The 18,953-nt window shown below is 60.6% G+C and carries 16 protein-coding genes and 4 tRNA genes; 5 read left to right on the top strand and 15 right to left on the bottom strand.

Annotated elements, in window-relative coordinates:
* Positions 1-124: 124 nt before the first annotated feature.
* The 11 genes from CWC48_RS20510 to uvrB form a co-directional block, all read right to left on the bottom strand.
* Positions 125-1,840, bottom strand: coding sequence for a hypothetical protein (locus tag CWC48_RS20510; protein WP_100490179.1), 1,716 nt, complete (start codon positions 1,838-1,840; stop codon positions 125-127).
* Positions 1,841-2,383: 543 nt separating this feature from the next.
* A complete protein-coding gene (locus CWC48_RS20505; protein WP_078049431.1) occupies positions 2,384-3,343 on the bottom strand; it encodes a tRNA-dihydrouridine synthase in 960 nt (319 codons plus the stop codon).
* A 55-nt stretch (positions 3,344-3,398) separates the two neighbouring features.
* Positions 3,399-3,833, bottom strand: coding sequence for a thioesterase family protein (locus CWC48_RS20500; RefSeq protein WP_100490178.1), 435 nt, complete (start codon positions 3,831-3,833; stop codon positions 3,399-3,401).
* Positions 3,834-3,873: 40 nt separating this feature from the next.
* A complete protein-coding gene (locus tag CWC48_RS20495) occupies positions 3,874-4,707 on the bottom strand; it encodes an alpha/beta hydrolase (protein WP_100492432.1) in 834 nt (277 codons plus the stop codon).
* A 14-nt stretch (positions 4,708-4,721) separates the two neighbouring features.
* Entirely contained in the window at positions 4,722-5,261 is a 540-nt protein-coding gene (locus tag CWC48_RS20490) for a TetR/AcrR family transcriptional regulator (protein ID WP_078050968.1), read from the bottom strand.
* 180 nt (positions 5,262-5,441) lie between these two features.
* Positions 5,442-5,517 (bottom strand) — tRNA-Glu (locus CWC48_RS20485).
* Positions 5,518-5,595: 78 nt separating this feature from the next.
* A tRNA-Ala gene (locus CWC48_RS20480) sits at positions 5,596-5,671 on the bottom strand.
* Positions 5,672-5,721: 50 nt separating this feature from the next.
* Positions 5,722-5,797: transfer RNA gene (locus CWC48_RS20475), tRNA-Glu, on the bottom strand.
* A gap of 78 nt (positions 5,798-5,875) precedes the next feature.
* A tRNA-Ala gene (locus CWC48_RS20470) sits at positions 5,876-5,951 on the bottom strand.
* A gap of 147 nt (positions 5,952-6,098) precedes the next feature.
* Positions 6,099-7,580 (bottom strand): glutamate--tRNA ligase, encoded by a 1,482-nt coding sequence (gene gltX / locus CWC48_RS20465; RefSeq protein WP_025856465.1) that lies wholly within the window; start codon positions 7,578-7,580, stop codon positions 6,099-6,101.
* Between the two features lie 200 nt (positions 7,581-7,780).
* The gene (uvrB, locus tag CWC48_RS20460; protein ID WP_078049432.1) at positions 7,781-9,796 is read right to left on the bottom strand and encodes an excinuclease ABC subunit UvrB; all 2,016 of its coding nucleotides are present in this window, start codon (positions 9,794-9,796) and stop codon (positions 7,781-7,783) included.
* Between the two features lie 344 nt (positions 9,797-10,140).
* On the opposite strand from uvrB, the gene CWC48_RS20455 reads away from it, so the two are divergent.
* Positions 10,141-11,337, top strand: coding sequence for an amino acid aminotransferase (locus CWC48_RS20455; protein ID WP_078049433.1), 1,197 nt, complete (start codon positions 10,141-10,143; stop codon positions 11,335-11,337).
* A gap of 158 nt (positions 11,338-11,495) precedes the next feature.
* Positions 11,496-11,705 carry a hypothetical protein gene (locus CWC48_RS20450; RefSeq protein WP_017847720.1) on the top strand — a complete coding sequence of 70 codons (210 nt, stop codon included), beginning with the start codon at positions 11,496-11,498 and terminating at the stop codon, positions 11,703-11,705.
* Positions 11,706-11,731: 26 nt separating this feature from the next.
* On the opposite strand, the gene CWC48_RS20445 is transcribed toward CWC48_RS20450, so the two are convergent.
* Complete coding sequence (locus CWC48_RS20445; RefSeq protein WP_100490176.1) at positions 11,732-12,601, bottom strand: LysR family transcriptional regulator; 870 nt, start codon at positions 12,599-12,601, stop codon at positions 11,732-11,734.
* Positions 12,602-12,704: 103 nt separating this feature from the next.
* Here CWC48_RS20445 and CWC48_RS20440 point away from each other — a divergent pair, with 103 nt between their 5' ends.
* Positions 12,705-14,087: an aldehyde dehydrogenase family protein gene (locus tag CWC48_RS20440; RefSeq protein WP_100490174.1), complete on the top strand. Its 1,383-nt coding sequence runs from the start codon at positions 12,705-12,707 to the stop codon at positions 14,085-14,087.
* A 34-nt stretch (positions 14,088-14,121) separates the two neighbouring features.
* Here CWC48_RS20440 and CWC48_RS20435 read toward each other — a convergent pair whose 3' ends face one another.
* Positions 14,122-15,027, bottom strand: coding sequence for a LysR family transcriptional regulator (locus CWC48_RS20435; protein ID WP_099493372.1), 906 nt, complete (start codon positions 15,025-15,027; stop codon positions 14,122-14,124).
* 111 nt (positions 15,028-15,138) lie between these two features.
* Here CWC48_RS20435 and CWC48_RS20430 point away from each other — a divergent pair, with 111 nt between their 5' ends.
* A complete protein-coding gene (locus tag CWC48_RS20430; RefSeq protein ID WP_100490173.1) occupies positions 15,139-16,338 on the top strand; it encodes an MFS transporter in 1,200 nt (399 codons plus the stop codon).
* 3 nt (positions 16,339-16,341) lie between these two features.
* On the opposite strand, the gene CWC48_RS20425 is transcribed toward CWC48_RS20430, so the two are convergent.
* Both CWC48_RS20425 and CWC48_RS20420 read right to left on the bottom strand, forming a co-directional pair.
* Complete coding sequence (locus CWC48_RS20425; RefSeq protein WP_100490172.1) at positions 16,342-16,647, bottom strand: protealysin inhibitor emfourin; 306 nt, start codon at positions 16,645-16,647, stop codon at positions 16,342-16,344.
* 14 nt (positions 16,648-16,661) lie between these two features.
* Positions 16,662-17,726, bottom strand: coding sequence for a M4 family metallopeptidase (locus CWC48_RS20420; protein ID WP_078049439.1), 1,065 nt, complete (start codon positions 17,724-17,726; stop codon positions 16,662-16,664).
* A gap of 128 nt (positions 17,727-17,854) precedes the next feature.
* On the opposite strand from CWC48_RS20420, the gene CWC48_RS20415 reads away from it, so the two are divergent.
* Positions 17,855-18,781 (top strand): DNA/RNA non-specific endonuclease, encoded by a 927-nt coding sequence (locus CWC48_RS20415; protein ID WP_100490171.1) that lies wholly within the window; start codon positions 17,855-17,857, stop codon positions 18,779-18,781.
* Positions 18,782-18,953: the final 172 nt, after the last annotated feature.

Here is an 18,953-nt window from a genome sequence, read left to right as displayed (position 1 = left end):
ATTGAACATACTTAAACCCGTGCAAACAGGCGCCTCTACGTTGCAAAAAAGGCTCCCCCACTGCGCTAGCAATCAGAGAGCCTTAGTTATCACTCAGCGAGTGAAGATAACGGACCGTCGGCCGTTATAGCGCGCGCTGGGAGGCGCCGGGACCATGAGGGGCAGGACCTTCAGCACCGGATGCCAGAGGTGTCAGAGGTGTCATACCGTTGGAAAGCTTGGACTTGTCAGCGGCTTTGGTCTCAATCTTCGGCTCAACAACAGCCACAACGCTTTCATCCGTCTTGTCACCAGCCTTCACCTCAACGAGGGGTGCAGCAGCAGTCTTCACTTCTGCACTTGCCTCATTGCTGGGTGTCGCGTCAGCGCTTAGTTTGGTATCGGTTTTGTTTGCGATAGTGGCCGCCGTATTGGGTCGAACCTCCACTTTTGCTACATCAGTATTCAACTGCGGATTGCGCAACGGACGAGGGCCAGACAAGTCCTCCGAACTCACCCTGACTTGGATACCGGCAGCCAGATTGATATTGAACTGCCTGCCGTTATCAGGCGTCAGGCTCACCTGCGTGCTGCCATCTGGCAGGACCGTGACCTTGGCATCACCCTCGGACCCGATGCTGACTTGGGAAGCGGTTCCGGCACTCGGCTGCGCCGAAACAGTGACGTTGTCTTTCCCGCCAGCCTGCACGCTGACGTTGGCGTCGAGGCTAGTCTGGGTATCTTTCCCAGTACTTGGCTGCGCCGAATCAGTGGCTGTGCCTTTCCCAGCAGCTTGCGCGCTAGCACTGGCACCGAGGTTAGTCTGCGTATCTTTCCCAGTCTTTGGCTGCGCCGAATCAGTGACGTTGTCTTTACCGCCAGCCTGCACGTTAGCACTGGCACCGAGGTTAGTCTGAGTATCTTTCTCAGTATTTGGCTGCGCCGAATCAGTGACTTTGTCTTTCCCGCCAGCCTGCACGCTGACGTTGGCGTCGAGGCTAGTCTGCGTATTTTTCTCAGTCTTTGGCTGCGCCGAATCAGTGATTTTGTCTTTCCCGCCAGCCTGCACGCTGACGTTGGCGTCGAGGCTAGTCTGCGTATCTTTCTCAGTCTTTGGCTGCGCCGAATCAGTGATTTTGTCTTTCCCGCCAGCCTGCACGCTGACATCGGCGTCGATATTAGTCTGCGTATCTTTCCCAGCGCTTGTTTGCGCCGAATCAGCGCGCTTGTCTGTCCTGAAACCCTGCACTCTCAGGCCTGCGCCGAGGTCAGCCTGCGTACCTTTGCCTGCCGTCGGTAGCGTCGCCTCAGTGCCTTTGCCATTCACACTTACCTGAATGCTACCGTCGGTGCCAAGTTTCACCTGCGTACCTTTATCAGCACTCGGCGCCGACTCAGTGCCTTTGCCATTCACACCCAGCTGAATGCTACCGTCAGTGCCAAGTTTTACATGTGTACCATTATCAGCATTCGGCGCCGACTCTGTGCCTTTTGCTTTCGCGGCTATATGCACGCTACCGCCAGTGCTAGCCCTCACCTGCGTATCGCCAGCTGGGAGCACCGTGGTCGTATCGGCTGGTAACTTTGCGTTAAACCCCCTGCCTGATAACAAACTGCGCATTGCCTTGAAGACGAGCTCAAACATCTCAAATAACTTTTCCAACGCATCGGAGTTGACCGTTACTTCCTTCCCAATCACTTGGGTGGTGTCGTTGCGCGGTAACGTGCTGTTTTTCGAACCCAGCTCTGCGCGAGAGGTATTGTTTTTTTCTATATCCTTCAACGTTTCAGTCGCGGATTGGTCTGCCGCGTGAAGTTCTGGCTTAAAACCTTGGAAATTGTTCGCCGATATATTGGACATGTACTTTTCTCACTCTTTGTGTGGTGCCACCCGTCAACAACCCATTAAACCTGGCAGCGATAAATTAGAACTGGAAATAATCATCATCACTTCGCAGTCCCACGATTGGTGGGGCGCGGCGCTATCGAGTTCCAAAAATCCTTATTCATATAAGGAAACCAAAATGAAAAATCAGACTTTACCCCATGACTACTTACGAAACTCTACAGCCCGCACCCATTAACCAACCCCACCACAGAGACATAAGGTAATAAGGCGCCCCACCGTATAAATAATGCAATCATTAAATCAAACCAGTCACGCCAACTTATGTTAGTCCGCCCCCACGCACACACAGATAACAAAACAACCTGCAAAACAAACAAACCCAATGTGGCAATAAAATAAAAACATACACCTCACACTGTTACCCGCCCTAAAAACAACAATAAACACCCACCTTCTAGCACCCCACGCTCAAGAAGATCACGCTTAAACGCGCCCAAAAAAAAGGGCGCCAATGGCGCCCCTTTCAAGCTGCTTGTAACGTTTATAAATGCGAACTTAATCTTTCAGAACAGGCGCCATCCCGAGCAGCAACGCCACCTTGTCCAGTTCGGTCTCGCGGCGCATCGCATTGAACAACTCCACCGCCTCCGGGTAGTTACGCGTCAACATAGCCAGCCATTGCTTCAAACGCCCCGGCGCTTGACGCTCGGTCAACTGCGCCACCGACTGGGTCCAGAAGTCCTGGAGCATGGGCTGCATCTGCGCCCAGGTCATCTCGACCACTTCTTCACCGGCCCGCGCCGCTGCGATCTGCCGAGCCAGGTCCGGGCGGGCAACCAGGCCACGGCCGAGCATGATGTCTTCGGCACCACTGACTTCGCGGCAACGCTTCCAGTCTTCAACACTCCAGATATCACCGTTGGCGAACACCGGCACCTTGACCACGTCTTGTACCCGCGGGATCCACTCCCAATGGGCTGGCGGCTTGTAACCATCGGTTTTGGTACGCGCATGCACCACGATATGGGCTGCGCCGCCTTCAGCCAGCGCCGTGGCGCAGACCAGTGCGCCGTCCGGGCTGTCGAAACCCAGGCGCATCTTGGCAGTGACCGGGATGTGGGCCGGTACGGCGCGGCGAACGTGTTCAACAATTTGATTGAGCAGCTCCGGCTCCTTGAGCAACACCGCGCCGCCACGGGACTTGTTGACGGTCTTGGCCGGGCAGCCGAAGTTGAGGTCGATGACTTGCGAACCCAGCTCACACGCCAGGGCGGCGTTTTCCGCCAGGCACACTGGGTCGGAGCCGAGCAATTGCACGCGCAGCGGCACGCCGGCAGCAGTGTGGGCACCGTGCAGCAGTTCCGGGGCGAGCTTGTGGAAATACGCCGGGGTGAGCAGGCGGTCGTTGACGCGGATGAACTCGGTCACGCACCAGTCAATACCGCCAACACGGGTCAGCACGTCCCGCAGGATGTTGTCGACCAACCCCTCCATGGGCGCCAAAGCAATTTGCATGGAAAACACTCAACAAAAATCGTGGCGCAGTTTACTGGGTTTCCCACAGCAACCGTTAACCCCCTGTCAGGGCGGGGCCATAACCGTCGAGGAATTCGGCAGGCATGCGCTTGGGCTTGCCGGTGGACAGTTCGATGCAGACAAACGTGGTTTGTGCACGCAGCAAGGTGACACCGTCGCGGGGCCGGACCAGTTGAAAGCGCCGGGTCATCTTCAGGCGTTGGTCCCAGTCGACGATCCAGGTGGCCAGTTGCAGCTCGTCGCCCTCATAGCCTGCGGCCAGGTAGTCGATCTCATGGCGCACCACGGCCATGGCGCGGTCCAGGCGGCGATATTCGGTCAGGTCCAGCCCGAGGCGCTGGGAGTGGCGCCAGGCGCAGCGCTCCAGCCAGGACACGTATACCGCGTTGTTGGCGTGCCCCAGGCCGTCGATGTCTTCAGGGGCGACCTGCAGATCGATGATAAACGGCGTTGCCAAATCCCAGCCCATGCCTTGCTCCCAGTCGATTAATGTCGGCGGGGAGAGTGTATCAGGCGGTTTGCCGCGCCTGTAAACGAGCGCCAGCCAGCAACGCCAGCACACCGTCGATCAGGCGCGGATCGGCCAGTACTTTCTGGTGCCCGCCCTGCTCCAGGCGTAACAGGCGGCTGTCGAACCAGGCTTCGTGAATGGCTTGAGACGCCTTGACCGGGACGAAGGTATCGTCTTCGGCGTGCACGATCAGGCCGGGGATATTCATCTGGTAGTGGGCCACGTCCAAGTGCTTGAGCGGCATGCCGAAGGTCAGCTCGACCTCCTGGATAAACGCCGAACGCGCCCGCGCTGGCAAACCCACCATCCGGGTGAAGCCGCGCAGCACATCCAGGAATCGCGACGGAGCGGCGATACTCACCAACGCCTCGGTACGCAGCCCCAACTGCACCGCCAGCATCGCACTGGCGCCACCCATGGAGTGACCGATTACGGCATGCAGCGGCGGCAACTCGGCGGCGGCTTCAAGCATGGCGCGGGCAAACAGCAGCACATGGGCCTCACGCCCCGGCGAGCGGCCGTGGGCAGGACCGTCCAGGGCAATCACCGAGTAACCGTTGTCGACTAACGCCGTGATCAGGCTGGCAAACTGTGTGGGCCGACCTTCCCAACCGTGCATCAACAACACCGCCGGCCCCTGGCCCCAACGCAGCGCAGACAAACCGAAGCGCAAGGTGATGCGCTCCGATTGCGCCAGCAGCGGCAGCTCCCAATCACGTGGCGGCAGGTCGCGTGGCGTCATGAAGGCGCGACGCATGCGGTTGGCGACCGTTTGCGGTGCCAGGTGCCCCAGCGTGCCGTTGAAGCGACGAATCCAGGTTAGCGTGCCCATCATGCAGCCCTCTTCTAGCGTACAGCCGACTTGGCGGCGCGCAGCACACGGTCAGACAACTCACCTGGTCCCAAGGCGCGGGCCAGGGCCAGGCCACCGATCATCAGCGCCATGTCAGCCAAGGCTTTATCGGTGTCCTCGGGGCTGGCAGCCAACTGGGCGGCCATCAGCTCACAGTGCTCGTTCAACGCCTGGCGGAACTCATCTGGCAGGCGGCTCATTTCGCCTACGGTCGCCGGGATCGGGCAGGCCTGGGCGGTGGAGTCACGGTGCTTGCGCGACAAGTAGAACGCCGCCACCAGGGCCCTGCGCTCTTCTCCGGTCAAGGTTGAGTCCATGTCGTCAATCGACGCACGACGCTTGGCCAGCAGCTGAGTGAAGGCCTCCAGCATCAGCGCGTCCTTGCTTTCAAAGTGCGCGTAGAAACCACCGACGGTCAGCCCCGCCGCGCCCATGACTTCACCCACACTCGGTTCGGCCGGGCCACGCTGGATCAACGCGGCGCTGGCAGCCTGCAAAATGCGTTCGCGGGTTTGCGCTTTTTTATCGCTCATCATTGCCTCCGATGTTCATGGGTTGAATATTATTACCATAATAATATTTGGCAAGCGACAGGCATGACCGCTGGTCAGAAGAAAAACGAGGGAGGGAAAAGAATTGGCCAAACGCCAGACAAACAAAAGGGCCATTCAATAATTGAATGACCCTTAAAAATCCCGCAGAGCGGGTAATCGTGGCGTCCCCTAGGGGACTCGAACCCCTGTTACCGCCGTGAAAGGGCGGTGTCCTAGGCCACTAGACGAAGGGGACACAAACCTTCTATACACTGATCAGCGCTGAGGACTGATCGATTCAAGGACGGTGTGGCCAGACCTTGAACCTGTAAATTGGTGGAGCTAAACGGGATCGAACCGTTGACCTCTTGCATGCCATGCAAGCGCTCTCCCAGCTGAGCTATAGCCCCGGATTTTTCGTCTCGCGACGCAGCAGACCTTTCGAGCTGCTTGTTGAAACTGGCGTCCCCTAGGGGACTCGAACCCCTGTTACCGCCGTGAAAGGGCGGTGTCCTAGGCCACTAGACGAAGGGGACAAAACCTTCTGTACAACTGATCAGGGCTGAGACCTGATCGATTCAAGGACGGTGTGGCCAGACCTTGAACCTGTAAATTGGTGGAGCTAAACGGGATCGAACCGTTGACCTCTTGCATGCCATGCAAGCGCTCTCCCAGCTGAGCTATAGCCCCTCATCGGTGAGGACGGGGCGAATCTTAATGGCGGTTTGGAAGTGTGTCAAATTTATTTTCAACAATTTCCAAAATTTTTTGCCGGGATAACAATCACTTACCGGCGAAACCCCGGAAAACCGGGGTTTCGCCGTTTCAACCACGTGCTTAGGCGATGGCGCCCAGCAGCTTTTCCCACTCTTTGTTTTCTTTCTTCGACACACCACCAAGCAAATCAAGGGCTTGGCGCAGACGGAAACGCGTCAGGTCCGGGCCGAGAATTTCCATCGCATCGAGCACCGACACCGAACTGGCCTGCCCGGTGATCGCGGCAAACATCAGTGGCATGGCATCGCGCAGTTTCAATTCCAGAGACTCCACCACTGCCTGGATCGTCGCGGTGATCGCATCCTTCTCCCACTGGCGCAGGCTTTCCAGCTTCCACAGGATCAACTGCATCAGCTGGCGAACCTGGTCACCCGAGAGCTTCTTGGATTCGAACAGCTTGGGATCCGGGTTAACGCCCCCGGCAAAGAAGAAACTGGCCAGCGGCGCGACCTGGCTGAACGTCTCCACCCTGCCCTGCACCAGCGGCGCGATCTTCATCATGTACTCAGGGTTCAGCGCCCACTGCTGCACGCGGCTGGCAAACTCTTCTACCGGCAGGTCACGCAGCCACTGGCCGTTGAGCCACGACAGCTTCTCGATGTCGAAGATCGGCCCGCCCAGGGACACGCGGGACAGGTCGAAGTTGTCGACCATTTCCTGCAGCGAGAACTTCTCGCGCTCGTCCGGCATCGACCAGCCCATGCGGCCCAGGTAATTGAGCATCGCCTCAGGCATGAAGCCCATGCGCTCGTAGAACGTCACCGAAGTCGGGTTCTTGCGCTTGGACAGCTTGCTCTTGTCCGGGTTACGCAGCAGCGGCATGTAGCACAGCTGCGGTTGTTCCCAGCCGAAGTACTCGTAGAGCAGGATCAACTTCGGCGCCGACGGCAGCCATTCTTCGCCGCGCAGCACGTGGGTGATGCCCATCAGGTGGTCGTCGACCACGTTGGCCAGGAAGTACGTCGGCAGGCCGTCGGTCTTCATCAGCACCTGCATGTCCATGCGGTCCCACGGGATCTCGACGTCACCGCGCAGCATGTCCGGCACCACGCACACGCCTTCGCTTGGCACTTTCATGCGGATTACATGCGGCTCGCCAGCGGCCAGGCGACGGGCGACTTCCTCTTTCGACAGCAGCAACGCGCGGCCATCGTAGCGCGGGGTTTCGCCACGGGCCTGTTGCTCGGCGCGCATCTGGTCCAGCTCTTCTGCGGTGCAGAAACAAGGGAACGCGTGGCCCATGTCGACCAGCTGCTGGGTGTACTGCTTGTAGATGTCGCTGCGCTCGCTCTGGCGATACGGGCCGTGCGGGCCGCCGACGTCCGGGCCTTCCGCCCAGGTAATGCCCAACCAGCGCAGGGCATCGAAAATCTGCTGTTCCGACTCACGGGTGGAGCGCAGTTGGTCGGTGTCTTCGATCCGCAGGATGAATTCACCGCCGTGCTGCTTGGCAAAGCAGTAGTTGAACAAGGCGATGTAAGCAGTGCCGACGTGGGGATCCCCAGTAGGCGATGGCGCGATGCGCGTGCGGACGGTGGTCATGGCAGGTCTCGAATGGGCGATATAACTGAAAATTGAAACAAGGGGCGAATGGTAACACCAGCTTGGGTGATTCTGGCAGACCGAGGTGCCTGCATTCGCGAGCAAGCCTGCTCCCATCCTTGACCGATTTCCGACATGAGAATGCGGTCAACAGTGGGAGCGGGCTTGCTCGCGAAGAGGCCATCACCACCCCTGCAAGATCAAACAGCCAGCAACCGCTCGCGCAACTTGCCAATCTCATCCCGCGTCTGCGCCGCAGCCTCAAACTCCAGGTCTCGCGCCAACTGGTACATCTTCTCTTCCAACTGGCGGATACGCTTGGTGATCTCACTCGGCGAGCGCAGTTCGTTTTCGTACTTGGCGCTTTCCTCGGCGGCCTTGGCCATGCCCTTACGCTTCTTGCTGCGCGAGCCCGGCACGGTGGCGCCTTCCATGATGTCGGCAACATCCTTGAACACGCCTTTCGGGGTGATGCCATTTTCCAGGTTGAACGCGATCTGCTTGTCGCGACGGCGCTGGGTTTCGCCAATCGCACGCTCCATGGAGCCGGTGATGCGGTCTGCGTAAAGAATCGCCCGGCCATTGAGGTTCCGCGCAGCACGGCCAATGGTCTGGATCAGCGAACGCTCGGAGCGCAGGAAGCCCTCCTTGTCCGCATCGAGGATCGCCACCAGCGACACTTCCGGCATGTCCAGGCCTTCGCGCAGCAGGTTGATCCCCACCAGCACATCAAAGGTGCCCAGGCGCAGGTCGCGGATGATCTCCACACGCTCCACAGTGTCGATGTCCGAGTGCAGGTAGCGCACGCGCACGCCGTGGTCGGCCAGGTAGTCGGTCAAGTCTTCGGACATGCGCTTGGTCAGCGTGGTCACCAGCACACGCTCTTCCAGGGCCACGCGCTTGGTGATCTCCGAAAGCAGGTCGTCGACCTGGGTCAGCGCCGGGCGGATTTCGATTTCCGGGTCGACCAGGCCAGTCGGGCGCACCAGCTGCTCGATCACGCGACCGGCATGCTCGGCCTCATAGTTGCCCGGCGTGGCAGAGACAAAAATGGTCTGCGGGCTGATGGCTTCCCACTCATCAAAGCGCATCGGCCGGTTATCCAGCGCCGACGGCAGGCGGAAGCCGTATTCCACCAGGGTTTCCTTACGCGAACGGTCACCCTTATACATCGCGCCCACTTGCGGCACGCTGACGTGGGATTCGTCGATCACCAGCAACGCGTCCGGCGGCAGGTAATCGTAGAGGGTCGGCGGCGGCGCGCCGGACTCACGGCCCGACAGGTAGCGCGAGTAGTTTTCGATACCGTTGCAGTACCCCAGCTCCAGGATCATCTCCAAGTCAAAGCGGGTGCGCTGCTCCAGACGCTGGGCTTCCACCAGCTTGTTATTGGAACGCAGGTACTCCAGGCGCTCGGCCAACTCGGTCTTGATGCCCTCGATGGCGCCCATCAGGGTTTCACGCGGGGTCACGTAGTGGCTTTTCGGATAGAAGGTGAAGCGCGGCAGTTTGCGGATCACCTCGCCGGTCAGCGGGTCGAAGGCCGACAGGCTCTCGACTTCATCGTCGAACAGCTCGATGCGGATCGCTTCCAGGTCCGATTCCGCCGGGTAAATGTCGATGACATCGCCGCGCACGCGGAAGGTGGCGCGGGCAAAGTCCATGTCGTTGCGGGTGTACTGCAGGCTGGTCAGCCGGCGCAGCAGCTCGCGCTGGTCGAGTTTGTCGCCGCGGTCGACGTGCAGCACCATCTTCAGATAGGTTTCCGGGCTGCCCAGGCCGTAGATGCACGACACCGTGGTGACGATGATCGCGTCCTTGCGCTCCAGCAGCGCCTTGGTCGCCGACAGCCGCATCTGCTCGATATGGTCGTTGATCGACGCATCCTTCTCGATAAAGGTATCGGAGGACGGCACGTAGGCTTCGGGCTGGTAGTAGTCGTAGTAGGAAACGAAGTACTCCACCGCATTGTTCGGGAAGAACGCCTTGAACTCGCCATAGAGCTGCGCGGCCAGGGTCTTGTTCGGCGCCAGCACCAGGGTAGGACGATTGATCTGCGCGATCACGTTGGCGATGCTGAAGGTCTTGCCTGAACCGGTCACCCCAAGCAGCGTCTGGTGGGCCAGGCCGGCTTCGATGCCCTCGACCATCTGGCGAATCGCTTCTGGCTGATCGCCAGCGGGTTCAAAGCGGGTGACGAGTTGGAAATCCGACATAACGTACCTCGTGTAATCACCCCCAGACTGTAAACCCGTCGAGGACGAAATAGACCACCACCCGCGAAGATTCAAAGCGGGCCGTAGGAAAAAACCATGATAGCCATAGAAGTGGTGGCGAATGTGACGGGTTTCAAGGCAATCGTCCTACCTGCCGTCGCGGACCAATGTTGCAATAAGACTAACGGTCGGCAAATAAACCGAAAAACTTGGCCGAAAAGCCATTTCGGCTGTCGCCCTTGACGGTGATGGCCTCTATACTAGCTCCCCGTTTGTGCACCGCTCTAGTGCATTCGGCTGGAGCGCGACACGTCCCTCCATTCCCCCATAGAGCTGCCGCAAAAATGAGCCTGTTCTCCGCTGTCGAAATGGCACCACGCGATCCTATCCTGGGCCTCAACGAAGCATTCAACGCCGACACACGAACCACCAAGGTCAACCTTGGCGTGGGCGTTTACTGCAACGAGGAGGGGAAGATTCCACTCTTGCGTGCCGTTGCCGAAGCGGAAGCCATTCGCGTGGCGCAACACGCCGCCCGTGGCTACTTGCCGATCGACGGCATCGCAGCCTACGACAAGGCTGTGCAGACGCTGCTGTTCGGTGAGACCTCGCCCCTGCTGGCAGCCGGCCGTGTCGTCACCGTGCAAGCGGTGGGCGGCACCGGCGCCCTGAAGCTGGGCGCAGACTTCCTCAAGCAACTGCTGCCAAATGCCGTCGTTGCCATCAGCGACCCGAGCTGGGAAAACCACCGCGCCCTGTTCGAAACCGCCGGCTTCCCGGTGCAGAACTACCGCTACTACGACGCCGCCACCCACGACGTGAACCGTGCCGGCCTGCTCGAAGACCTCAACGCCCTGCCGCCACAGTCCATCGTGGTGCTGCACGCCTGCTGCCACAACCCGACCGGTGTCGACCTGAGCCCGGCCGACTGGCAGAACGTGCTGGACGTGGTCAAGGCCAAGAACCTGGTGCCGTTCCTCGACATGGCCTACCAGGGCTTTGGCGACGGCATCCACGAAGACGCCGCCGCAGTGCGCCTGTTCGCTGAGTCGGGCCTGACCTTCTTTGTGTCCAGCTCGTTCTCCAAGTCGTTCTCCCTGTACGGCGAGCGTGTGGGCGCACTGTCCATCGTCGGCGAGTCCAAGGAAGAAAGCGCGCGCATCCTGTCCCAGGTCAAGCGCGTGATCCGCACCAACTATTCCAACCCGCCGACCCACGGCGCGGCCATCGTTGCTGCCGTGCTGAACAACCCTGAGCTGCGTGCCCAGTGGGAAGCCGAACTGGCTGAAATGCGCCTGCGCATCCGTGGCATGCGCGAGCAGATGGTGGCCGAACTGGCCAAGGCTGCTCCGGGCCACGACTTCAGCTTCGTCGGTCGCCAGCGCGGGATGTTCTCCTACTCCGGCCTGACCGTTGAGCAAGTCACCCGCTTGCGCAGCGAGTTTGGCATCTACGCGCTGGATACCGGGCGTATCTGCGTGGCGGCGTTGAACCAGTCGAACATTGGTGCGGTGACCAAGGCGATTGTTCAGGTGCTGTAAGCCTTGAGCAGGTGACGAGGGGGGGAAGCCATTCATGGGCTTCCCCTTTTTTGTTAGGGACCACTGAACCTGTGGTGAGCGAGCTTGCAAAAAATTCACTGGGCGTAACGCGCAACCCCTAGACTGAACCCTGACTGCCCCTTTGCTGTGAGAGCCTTATGAGAAACGACGACCTGGACCTGCGTGCCGACCGCGACGAGCTGGACCACTTCACCCCACGCGCACCGCAAGCCAAGCGCCAGAAGAGCCTGGTGCTGCAAGTCGCCCTGGGCGTGTTTCTGGGCGGCCTGGCCTTGTGGCTGGTGCAACTGGGCGCGACGGCAATCATGGCAAAATTGGCCATGGGTACCCTGCAATTCGGCGGCTGACACCCCCGCTTACTGGCTGACACTCCCTACAGTGGGGGGACGCGCTCCTCCAGCAATGTCACAAAGCTGTTCAAGCTCTGCGACACCGTCCCCCGCCGCCAGATCAGCCAGGTGTTCAATATCCGGAAGTTGTCCGCCAGCGGCCACACACTCACCGCCGCGAATCCAGGCATGTTCTCCAGCATGCTGCGCGGCATCAGCGCCAGCCCCGCCCCGGCGCTGACACAGGCGAGCATGCCGTGGTAGGACTCTATCTCGAAGATCTTGCCCGGTGCCGCGCCGTCCTGTGAGAACCAGCGCTCAAAGTGATGCCGGTACGAACAGTTGGAGCGAAAGGTGTAGATATTTTCGCCATTCACGTCCTGGCCGCGTTTGATCGGCGCGTGGTGCAGCGGCGCAATCACCACCATCTCCTCTTCAAACACCGCCACGCCTTCCAGGGTGGAATGCAGCACCGGCCCGTCGACAAACGCCGCCGTCAGCCGCCCCGACAGCACACCTTCGATCATGGTGCCCGAGGGGCCGGTGCTCAGGTCCAGCTCAACCTTGGTGTGCTTCTGGTTGTACGCCGCCAGCAGCGCCGGGATGCGCACCGCTGCGGTACTTTCCAGCGAGCCAAGGGCAAACGCGCCTTGGGGCTCCTCCCCCGCCACGGTCGCGCGGGCTTCCTGCACCAGGTCGAGGATGCGCCGCGCATAACCGAGGAAATTCCACCCCGCCGGTGACAGGCGCAAGCGGCTTTTCTCGCGGATGAACAATTCCACGCCCAGGTCCTGCTCCAGTTGCTTGATACGCGTGGTCAGGTTCGACGACACGCGATGAATCAACTGCGCGGCGGCGCTGATGCTGCCTTGCTCGGCAACGGCCTTGAAGATTTCCAGCTGCACCAGGTCCAAGTCATTCTCCAATCGTGAATGTATTGCTTAATATTATTCAGTTTCCAGAAAAGAGCCAGCCCCGTACGCTGAACCCAACTTAATCATTCAGCAGGACGGTGCCATGAACGCGACCACCCACGCTCTCTCGATCAACCCCGCCAACGGCGAAACGGTCGGCAGCTATCCCTACGACACCGAGCAGCAACTGGACGCCGCCCTCGACCGTGCCACTCGCGCCTTCCGCGCCTGGCGCCGCCAGCCGGTGAGCCAGCGCGCCGAGTTGCTGCTGAGCCTGGCCAGTGCCCTGCGTGAGCAAGCCGAAGACATGGCGCAGATGATCACCCTGGAAATGGGCAAACCCATCGCCCAGGCCCGTGCCGAAATCGAAAAATGCGCACAGCTCAGCGAATGGTACGCCGCCCACGGCCCGGCCATGCTCGCCCCGGAACCGACGCTGGTGGACAACGGCAGCGCCCAGATCGAGTACCGCCCGCTGGGCCCGATCTTCGCGGTGATGCCGTGGAATTTCCCGGTGTGGCAAGTACTGCGCGGCGCCGTGCCGACCATGCTGGCCGGCAACACCTATGTGCTCAAACACGCACCGAACGTCATGGGCAGCGCGTACCTGATCCAGCAGGCCTTCCACAAAGCCGGGTTCGCCGAGGGCCTGTTTGAAGTGGTCAACGTCACCAACGACGGCGTATCCAAAGCCATCGCCGACCCACGCATCGCCGCCGTCACCCTCACCGGCAGCGTACGTGCCGGTATCGCCATCGGCTCCCAGGCCGGCGCCGCGCTGAAAAAATGCGTGCTGGAACTGGGCGGCTCCGATCCCTTCATCGTGCTCAACGACGCCGACCTCGACGCCGCCGTGCAAGCCGCGCTGATCGGCCGCTTCCAGAACAGCGGCCAGGTCTGCGCCGCCGCCAAACGCCTGATCATCGAAGCGGGTGTGGTCGAAGCCTTCACCGCTAAATTCCTGGAGGCCAGCCGTGCGATGGTGATGGGCGACCCGACGTCAGCCGCCACCTACATCGGCCCGATGGCCCGCTTCGACCTGCGCGACGAGCTGCACGGCCAGGTCCAGGCCACCCTGGAAGAAGGTGCCACCCTGCTGCTCGGCGGCAACAAAGTACCCGGCGCCGGCAACTACTATGCGCCGACCGTGCTGGCCAACGTCACCGACCAGATGACCTCGTTCAAACAGGAACTGTTCGGGCCCGTCGCCTCGATCATCACCGCCCGCGACGCCGACCACGCCGTGGCCCTGGCGAATGACAGCGAGTTCGGCCTCACCGCCAGCATTTTCACCACCGACCCGGCAAAGGCGCGCGATATCGCCAACCAGCTGGAAACCGGCGGCATCTTCGTCAATGCCTTCAGCGTCTCCGACCCTCGGGTGGCGTTTGGCGGGATCAAGAAGAGCGGTTTCGGGCGTGAGTTGTCGCACTTCGGCGTGCGGGAGTTCTGCAACGCACAGACGGTGTGGCTGGATCGCAAGTAAGACGCTTCGGCGGCGCGGGCACGGGTCGTGGCTATCAACCACTCAGCCCCGCCGCCAAGGCTTCCAGTACCACACTGACCTTGGGCAACGCCTGGCGATTCTTGACCCAGGCCAGCCTGATCGCAGCCCCTTCAGTGGCCAACTGCGGCAACACCTCAACCAGCTTGCCCTCCTCCAGCGATGGCCGGACCACCCACGACGGCAGTTGCACGATCCCACAACCGGCCAACGCAGCCTGCATCAAGCCATCGCCATTGCCGATCACCAGGTGCGGCGACATCTGCCAACGCCGCGGAGTGCCCGGTTCACAGGCAAAGTCCCAGGGGCTGATGCGTCCGTCCACCCAGCCGTAGGCGATGCACTGATGCTGCTCAAGTGCCTGTTCGGATGTCGGCACGCCATGGTTCGCCAAATAGGCCGGCGAGGCGCACAGGGTGTGCCATTCACGCGCAAGCACACGCTGCTCCACCGTTTCCGGCCAGACATCCGCACCACCGATGCGCACCACCACATCCACGCCCTCTTTGAATGGATCCACTAACCCGTCACTGAAGGAAATGTGCGGCACCAAGGACGGAAATGCCTGCAGCAAAGGCAGCAGCATCGGCAACACGCGGACGCGCCCGAACACACTGGGCAGGTCAATGCGCACACGTCCGCGCGGTTCACTTTGCTCGGCGCGCAGCGACAGCTCGGCGTCCTCCAGGTCAGCCAGCACGCCCGTGCAGGTACGGTAAAACGCCACGCCGGCCTCGGTGAGGGACAAGCGCCGTGTCGTGCGCAGGAACAGCCGAGCGCCCAGGCGTTTTTCCAGCCGCGCGATGCTTTTACTGATGGCCGACGCCGTCAGGTTCATCTTCTCGGCAGCGGCGGTAAAGCTGCCGTAGTCTGCGACACACACAAACACATCGATACCTTTCAAGCGTTCGGAAGAAAACATGGACGTCCTGTATTCGTGAATTCAGTTCAGGCAACTTGGTAAAAAGCATCCTAAATCAGAATTCAACTCAACAGTAAGCTATGCCCGACAAACGCTGACACTGAGGCCCGGATGCTGACCACGCTGAAAAACTACCCCCTGACCGTCAACCTGCTGCTAGGTGCGTCACTGGTGTTGACGCTCGCCAGGGCGATCACCTTGCCCTACCTGGTGATCTACCTGTCGGGCGAGTTCGGCTTGGGCGTGGCCGACATCGGCCTGGTGATCGGCAGCTCGCTGATCATCGGCTCCGTGATGAGCCTGTATGGCGGTTACCTGGTGGACAGCCTGCCCGGTTATCGTTTGCTCCTGGGCTGTTGCGCAGTTTTCACCGTGGGCTTTCTGGGCGCGTTTATCGCGGGAGAACTGTGGGTGTTCTTCACCTGCCTGGTCGCGATCAACCTGGCGTATGCCGTGATCGACATTGCGGTCAAATCCGGATTTGGCCGGCTACTGCCCGTTGATGCGCGCAGCGAAGCGTTTTCGATCAAATACACCCTGACCAATATCGGCTATGCCGTCGGCCCCTTTCTCGGTGCAGGGCTGGCCACGCTCGCTATCAGCCTGCCCTTCCTGGCGTCGGCGGTACTTGGGGCCGGGTTCTTTACGGTGTATTGCGTGTGGGGCGACAGGCACTGGGTGCCGCCCCCTGCCAGCCAGCATGGCGCGGCGTTCCTGGCGGTCGGCAAACGACTGCTGCGGGACTACCGCTTGGTGTGCTTTACCTTGGGCGGGATGCTCAGCGCAGTGGTGTTTGGCCAGTTCACCGCTTACCTCTCGCAATACCTGGTCGTCACCACCACGGCCGAGGCGGCGTACCGGATTATCAGCAGCGTGGTGGCCACCAACGCGCTGATGGTGATCAGCCTGCAATACATGATCGGCAAGCGCATCACCCATCAACACCTGCACCTGTGGCTTGCTGGTGGGCTGGGCATGTTTATCGCCGGGCTGGCGGGGTTCGGCTTGTCCACCTCACTGATGTGCTGGGTGCTGTCCATGGCGATCTTCACCTTGGGAGAGATCATCGTGTTCCCTGCCGAGTACATGTTCATCGACATCATCGCGCCCGAGCCTCTGCGGGGCATGTACTACGGCGCGCAAAACCTCGGCAACGTCGGCGCAGCCCTAGGGCCGGTGCTGTGCGGGATGGTGCTGGCGACACAGCCCGCCCACGCCATGTTCTACATGCTGGCGCTGTTTGTGGTCGCGGGCGGGTTGCTCTACAGCCTGGGCGCGTGCCTGGCAGGCAGGGTTAAAGCTGCCACCTGAACATCAGCAGCGCACATGCCGACGCACACACTGCACCAGCCCGTCCAGCGCCTGCGACTTCACCGGCGCCAGCACGCAGACCGTGTGCTCGCGCTGAGCCTCCTTCACCGTCAGGGTGTAATGCACCTGGCCCGGATTACCGGTGGCAGGTGCATTGCTTTGCGGCAATTGAAAGAAGTCGCAGGCCTCGACAAGCCGCCGCAACTCCTGCTGGTCCTGCTCCGGCAGCGCGTCCAGTTCCACCGTCTGTGGCTTGGCCAGGCCCGGAAAGAACCCAGGCCCGCCATTTTCCTTGATTGAAATTTGCATGGTTGTTCCTCGCGTCAGACAGCAATGCCGACCGCCTTCCAACCGTCCTTGACCGCTTTCTGTTCATCCTTGTTTGCGCCGTAGAGTCGGCCCGCAACATCGTAAGTGATACGCGCAAAGCGCAGGAAGCCGGAGTTGGGCCGCAGCCGCGCATCGCGCAGCGCGTCATACCAGATGCGCCCGGCGCGCTCCCAGGCAAACCCGCCCAGCGCTGTCGCCACCTGGTAGAACGCATGGTTGGGAATGCCGGAATTGATATGCACCCCGCCGTTATCCTCGTAGGTTTGCACAAAATCATCCATGTGCCCGGGCTGCGGGTCCTTGCCCAGCAGTTTGTCGTCAAACGCGGTGCCGGGGGCTTTCATTGAACGTAGGGCGGTGCCTTTGATCTTCTTGGTGAACAGCCCTTTGCCGATCAGCCAATCGGCGTCTTCCGCGCTTTGCTTCAACGCGTATTGCTTGATCAGCGAACCGAACACGTCCGACAGCGACTCGTTCAACGCCCCGGACTGGTTGAAATACATCAGCTTGGCCTCGTCTTCGGTGACGCCATGGGCCAACTCATGGCCAATCACGTCGAGGGCCACCGTGAAGCGGTTGAACAACTGCGCGTCTCCATCCCCGAACACCATCTGGGTCGAGTTCCAGAACGCGTTGTTGTAGTTCTGGCCAAAATGCACGGTGGCGTCCAATGCCATGCCGGCATCGTCGATGGAGTTGCGGTCAAAGACCTCGTCGAAAAAATCGAAGGTGGCGCCCAAGCCATCATAGGCCTCGTCCACCGCCGCATCACCGCTGGCAGGCTGCCCTTCGCCACGGATCAGCGTGCCGGGCAGGCTATCGGTACCTGCGGCGCTGTAGATCGAGCGACGCTTGCCGGCGCCCATGGCCAGGGCCATGCGCGCCGGGCCTTGGGCCGGTACGGCGACCATACGCAAAGAGCGGAACGTGCTGTCCTTGGCGCGGGTGCGCAGCGCGACCTCCCGTTGCGCCTTGTCGCCGTTGCGCGCGATCTGGTCGAGCATATAGGGCGGGATGAGGCAGAAAATCGGATTGCGATGCTGCTGACGAACACACATTGGCTGGCTCCATTTGGCATGTGACAACGTCCGAGTAATCGATTCAGGATAGACCCAGGGGGCTAACGCGCATCATCAATTGTCATTAACGTATGTTGCAGTCGTGTTTATCCAAGGAGGACTTACCGATGCCCGCACGTAAAACCAAAATCGATCTTTCGTACCGTCCCCGGCTCGCCGACCTGCGCCCATTGATCGCACCGAGCCCCACGTTACTGGCGGCGCGAGCGGCGACACCCCGTGTCACACCGGCCAAAGACTTGAAGGACCGGCGCGGTTACGCTGACGACTTTCTCGGCAGCTTCGCGGTGCCCTGGCCCACGGTCGAGGAGGCCTTGGCGGCTGATACGCAGAAGCGCCTGGACTACACGCACTTCTCAATCACGATGTCACGCGCGAAGCGCCTCGCACTGTACGTGGGCGTCAACATCGACGGCGGCCAGCACGTAGACATCATCCGCAGCAACGACACCTGGGCCTATGACGGCCGCTTGCCCACGGACGCACAGGTGGGCGAAGCGCTCTATGCCAGCAATGGCCTGGACCGCGGCCACCTGGTCCGCCGTCAAGACCCCAACTGGGGCGACACGGCGCAAACCGCCAACCTCGACACCTTCCATTTCACCAACTGTTCGCCGCAGATGAGCGGGTTCAACCAGAAGACCTGGCTGGAGCTCGAAGACTACATCCTCGACAACACCCAACGCTGGAAAGCCCGGGCCACCGTGTTCAGCGGCCCGGTGTTCGCCGACGACGACCGTGTGTACCGAGGCGTGCAGATCCCCAAGGCATTCTGGAAAGTCGTCGCCTACCTCAGCGATGACGGCAAGCCTTCGGCCAGTGCCTACATGATCGATCAGAGCCGCGAACTGGGCCAACTCGACCTGATGTTCGGCCAACTCAGGACCTACCAGCGCAGCGTGATCCAGATAGAACGCCTGACCGGCATCCGCTTCGCCAACCTGGCCGACTACGACGGCTTCAGCAACGAAGAGCGCGCCACCGGCACGCGCATTGAAGCGCTGATACAAGGTCCAGAGGACATTCGTCTCTGACCGAGGCTTCACATGTTGAACGGCGTCACACCCAACACCAACCACGATGCGAAGCGAGCCGCTCTTGCTCTTGCTCTTGCTCTTGCTCTTGCTCTTGCTCTTGCTCTTGCTCTTGCTCTTGCTCTTGCTCTTGCTCTTGCTCTTGCTCTTGCTCTTGCTCTTGCTCTTGCTC

Source organism: Pseudomonas sp. S10E 269 (assembly GCF_002798465.1).
GTDB lineage: Bacteria > Pseudomonadota > Gammaproteobacteria > Pseudomonadales > Pseudomonadaceae > Aquipseudomonas > Aquipseudomonas pergaminensis.
Note: the sequence above shows the minus strand (reverse complement) of the source record. Positions and strands in the feature narration are given on the sequence as shown.

What these genes read in the sequence shown, in the direction of transcription:
- CWC48_RS20510 (WP_100490179.1), bottom strand. Translation starts at nt 1,840, where the DNA reads ATGTCCAATATATCGGCGAACAATTTCCAAGGTTTTAAGCCAGAACTT.
- CWC48_RS20505 (WP_078049431.1), bottom strand. Translation starts at nt 3,343, where the DNA reads ATGCAAATTGCTTTGGCGCCCATGGAGGGGTTGGTCGACAACATCCTG.
- CWC48_RS20500 (WP_100490178.1), bottom strand. Translation starts at nt 3,833, where the DNA reads ATGGGCTGGGATTTGGCAACGCCGTTTATCATCGATCTGCAGGTCGCC.
- CWC48_RS20495 (WP_100492432.1), bottom strand. Translation starts at nt 4,707, where the DNA reads ATGGGCACGCTAACCTGGATTCGTCGCTTCAACGGCACGCTGGGGCAC.
- CWC48_RS20490 (WP_078050968.1), bottom strand. Translation starts at nt 5,261, where the DNA reads ATGAGCGATAAAAAAGCGCAAACCCGCGAACGCATTTTGCAGGCTGCC.
- gltX (WP_025856465.1), bottom strand. Translation starts at nt 7,580, where the DNA reads ATGACCACCGTCCGCACGCGCATCGCGCCATCGCCTACTGGGGATCCC.
- uvrB (WP_078049432.1), bottom strand. Translation starts at nt 9,796, where the DNA reads ATGTCGGATTTCCAACTCGTCACCCGCTTTGAACCCGCTGGCGATCAG.
- CWC48_RS20455 (WP_078049433.1), top strand. Translation starts at nt 10,141, where the DNA reads ATGAGCCTGTTCTCCGCTGTCGAAATGGCACCACGCGATCCTATCCTG.
- CWC48_RS20450 (WP_017847720.1), top strand. Translation starts at nt 11,496, where the DNA reads ATGAGAAACGACGACCTGGACCTGCGTGCCGACCGCGACGAGCTGGAC.
- CWC48_RS20440 (WP_100490174.1), top strand. Translation starts at nt 12,705, where the DNA reads ATGAACGCGACCACCCACGCTCTCTCGATCAACCCCGCCAACGGCGAA.
- CWC48_RS20435 (WP_099493372.1), bottom strand. Translation starts at nt 15,027, where the DNA reads ATGTTTTCTTCCGAACGCTTGAAAGGTATCGATGTGTTTGTGTGTGTC.
- CWC48_RS20430 (WP_100490173.1), top strand. Translation starts at nt 15,139, where the DNA reads ATGCTGACCACGCTGAAAAACTACCCCCTGACCGTCAACCTGCTGCTA.
- CWC48_RS20425 (WP_100490172.1), bottom strand. Translation starts at nt 16,647, where the DNA reads ATGCAAATTTCAATCAAGGAAAATGGCGGGCCTGGGTTCTTTCCGGGC.
- CWC48_RS20420 (WP_078049439.1), bottom strand. Translation starts at nt 17,726, where the DNA reads ATGTGTGTTCGTCAGCAGCATCGCAATCCGATTTTCTGCCTCATCCCG.
- CWC48_RS20415 (WP_100490171.1), top strand. Translation starts at nt 17,855, where the DNA reads ATGCCCGCACGTAAAACCAAAATCGATCTTTCGTACCGTCCCCGGCTC.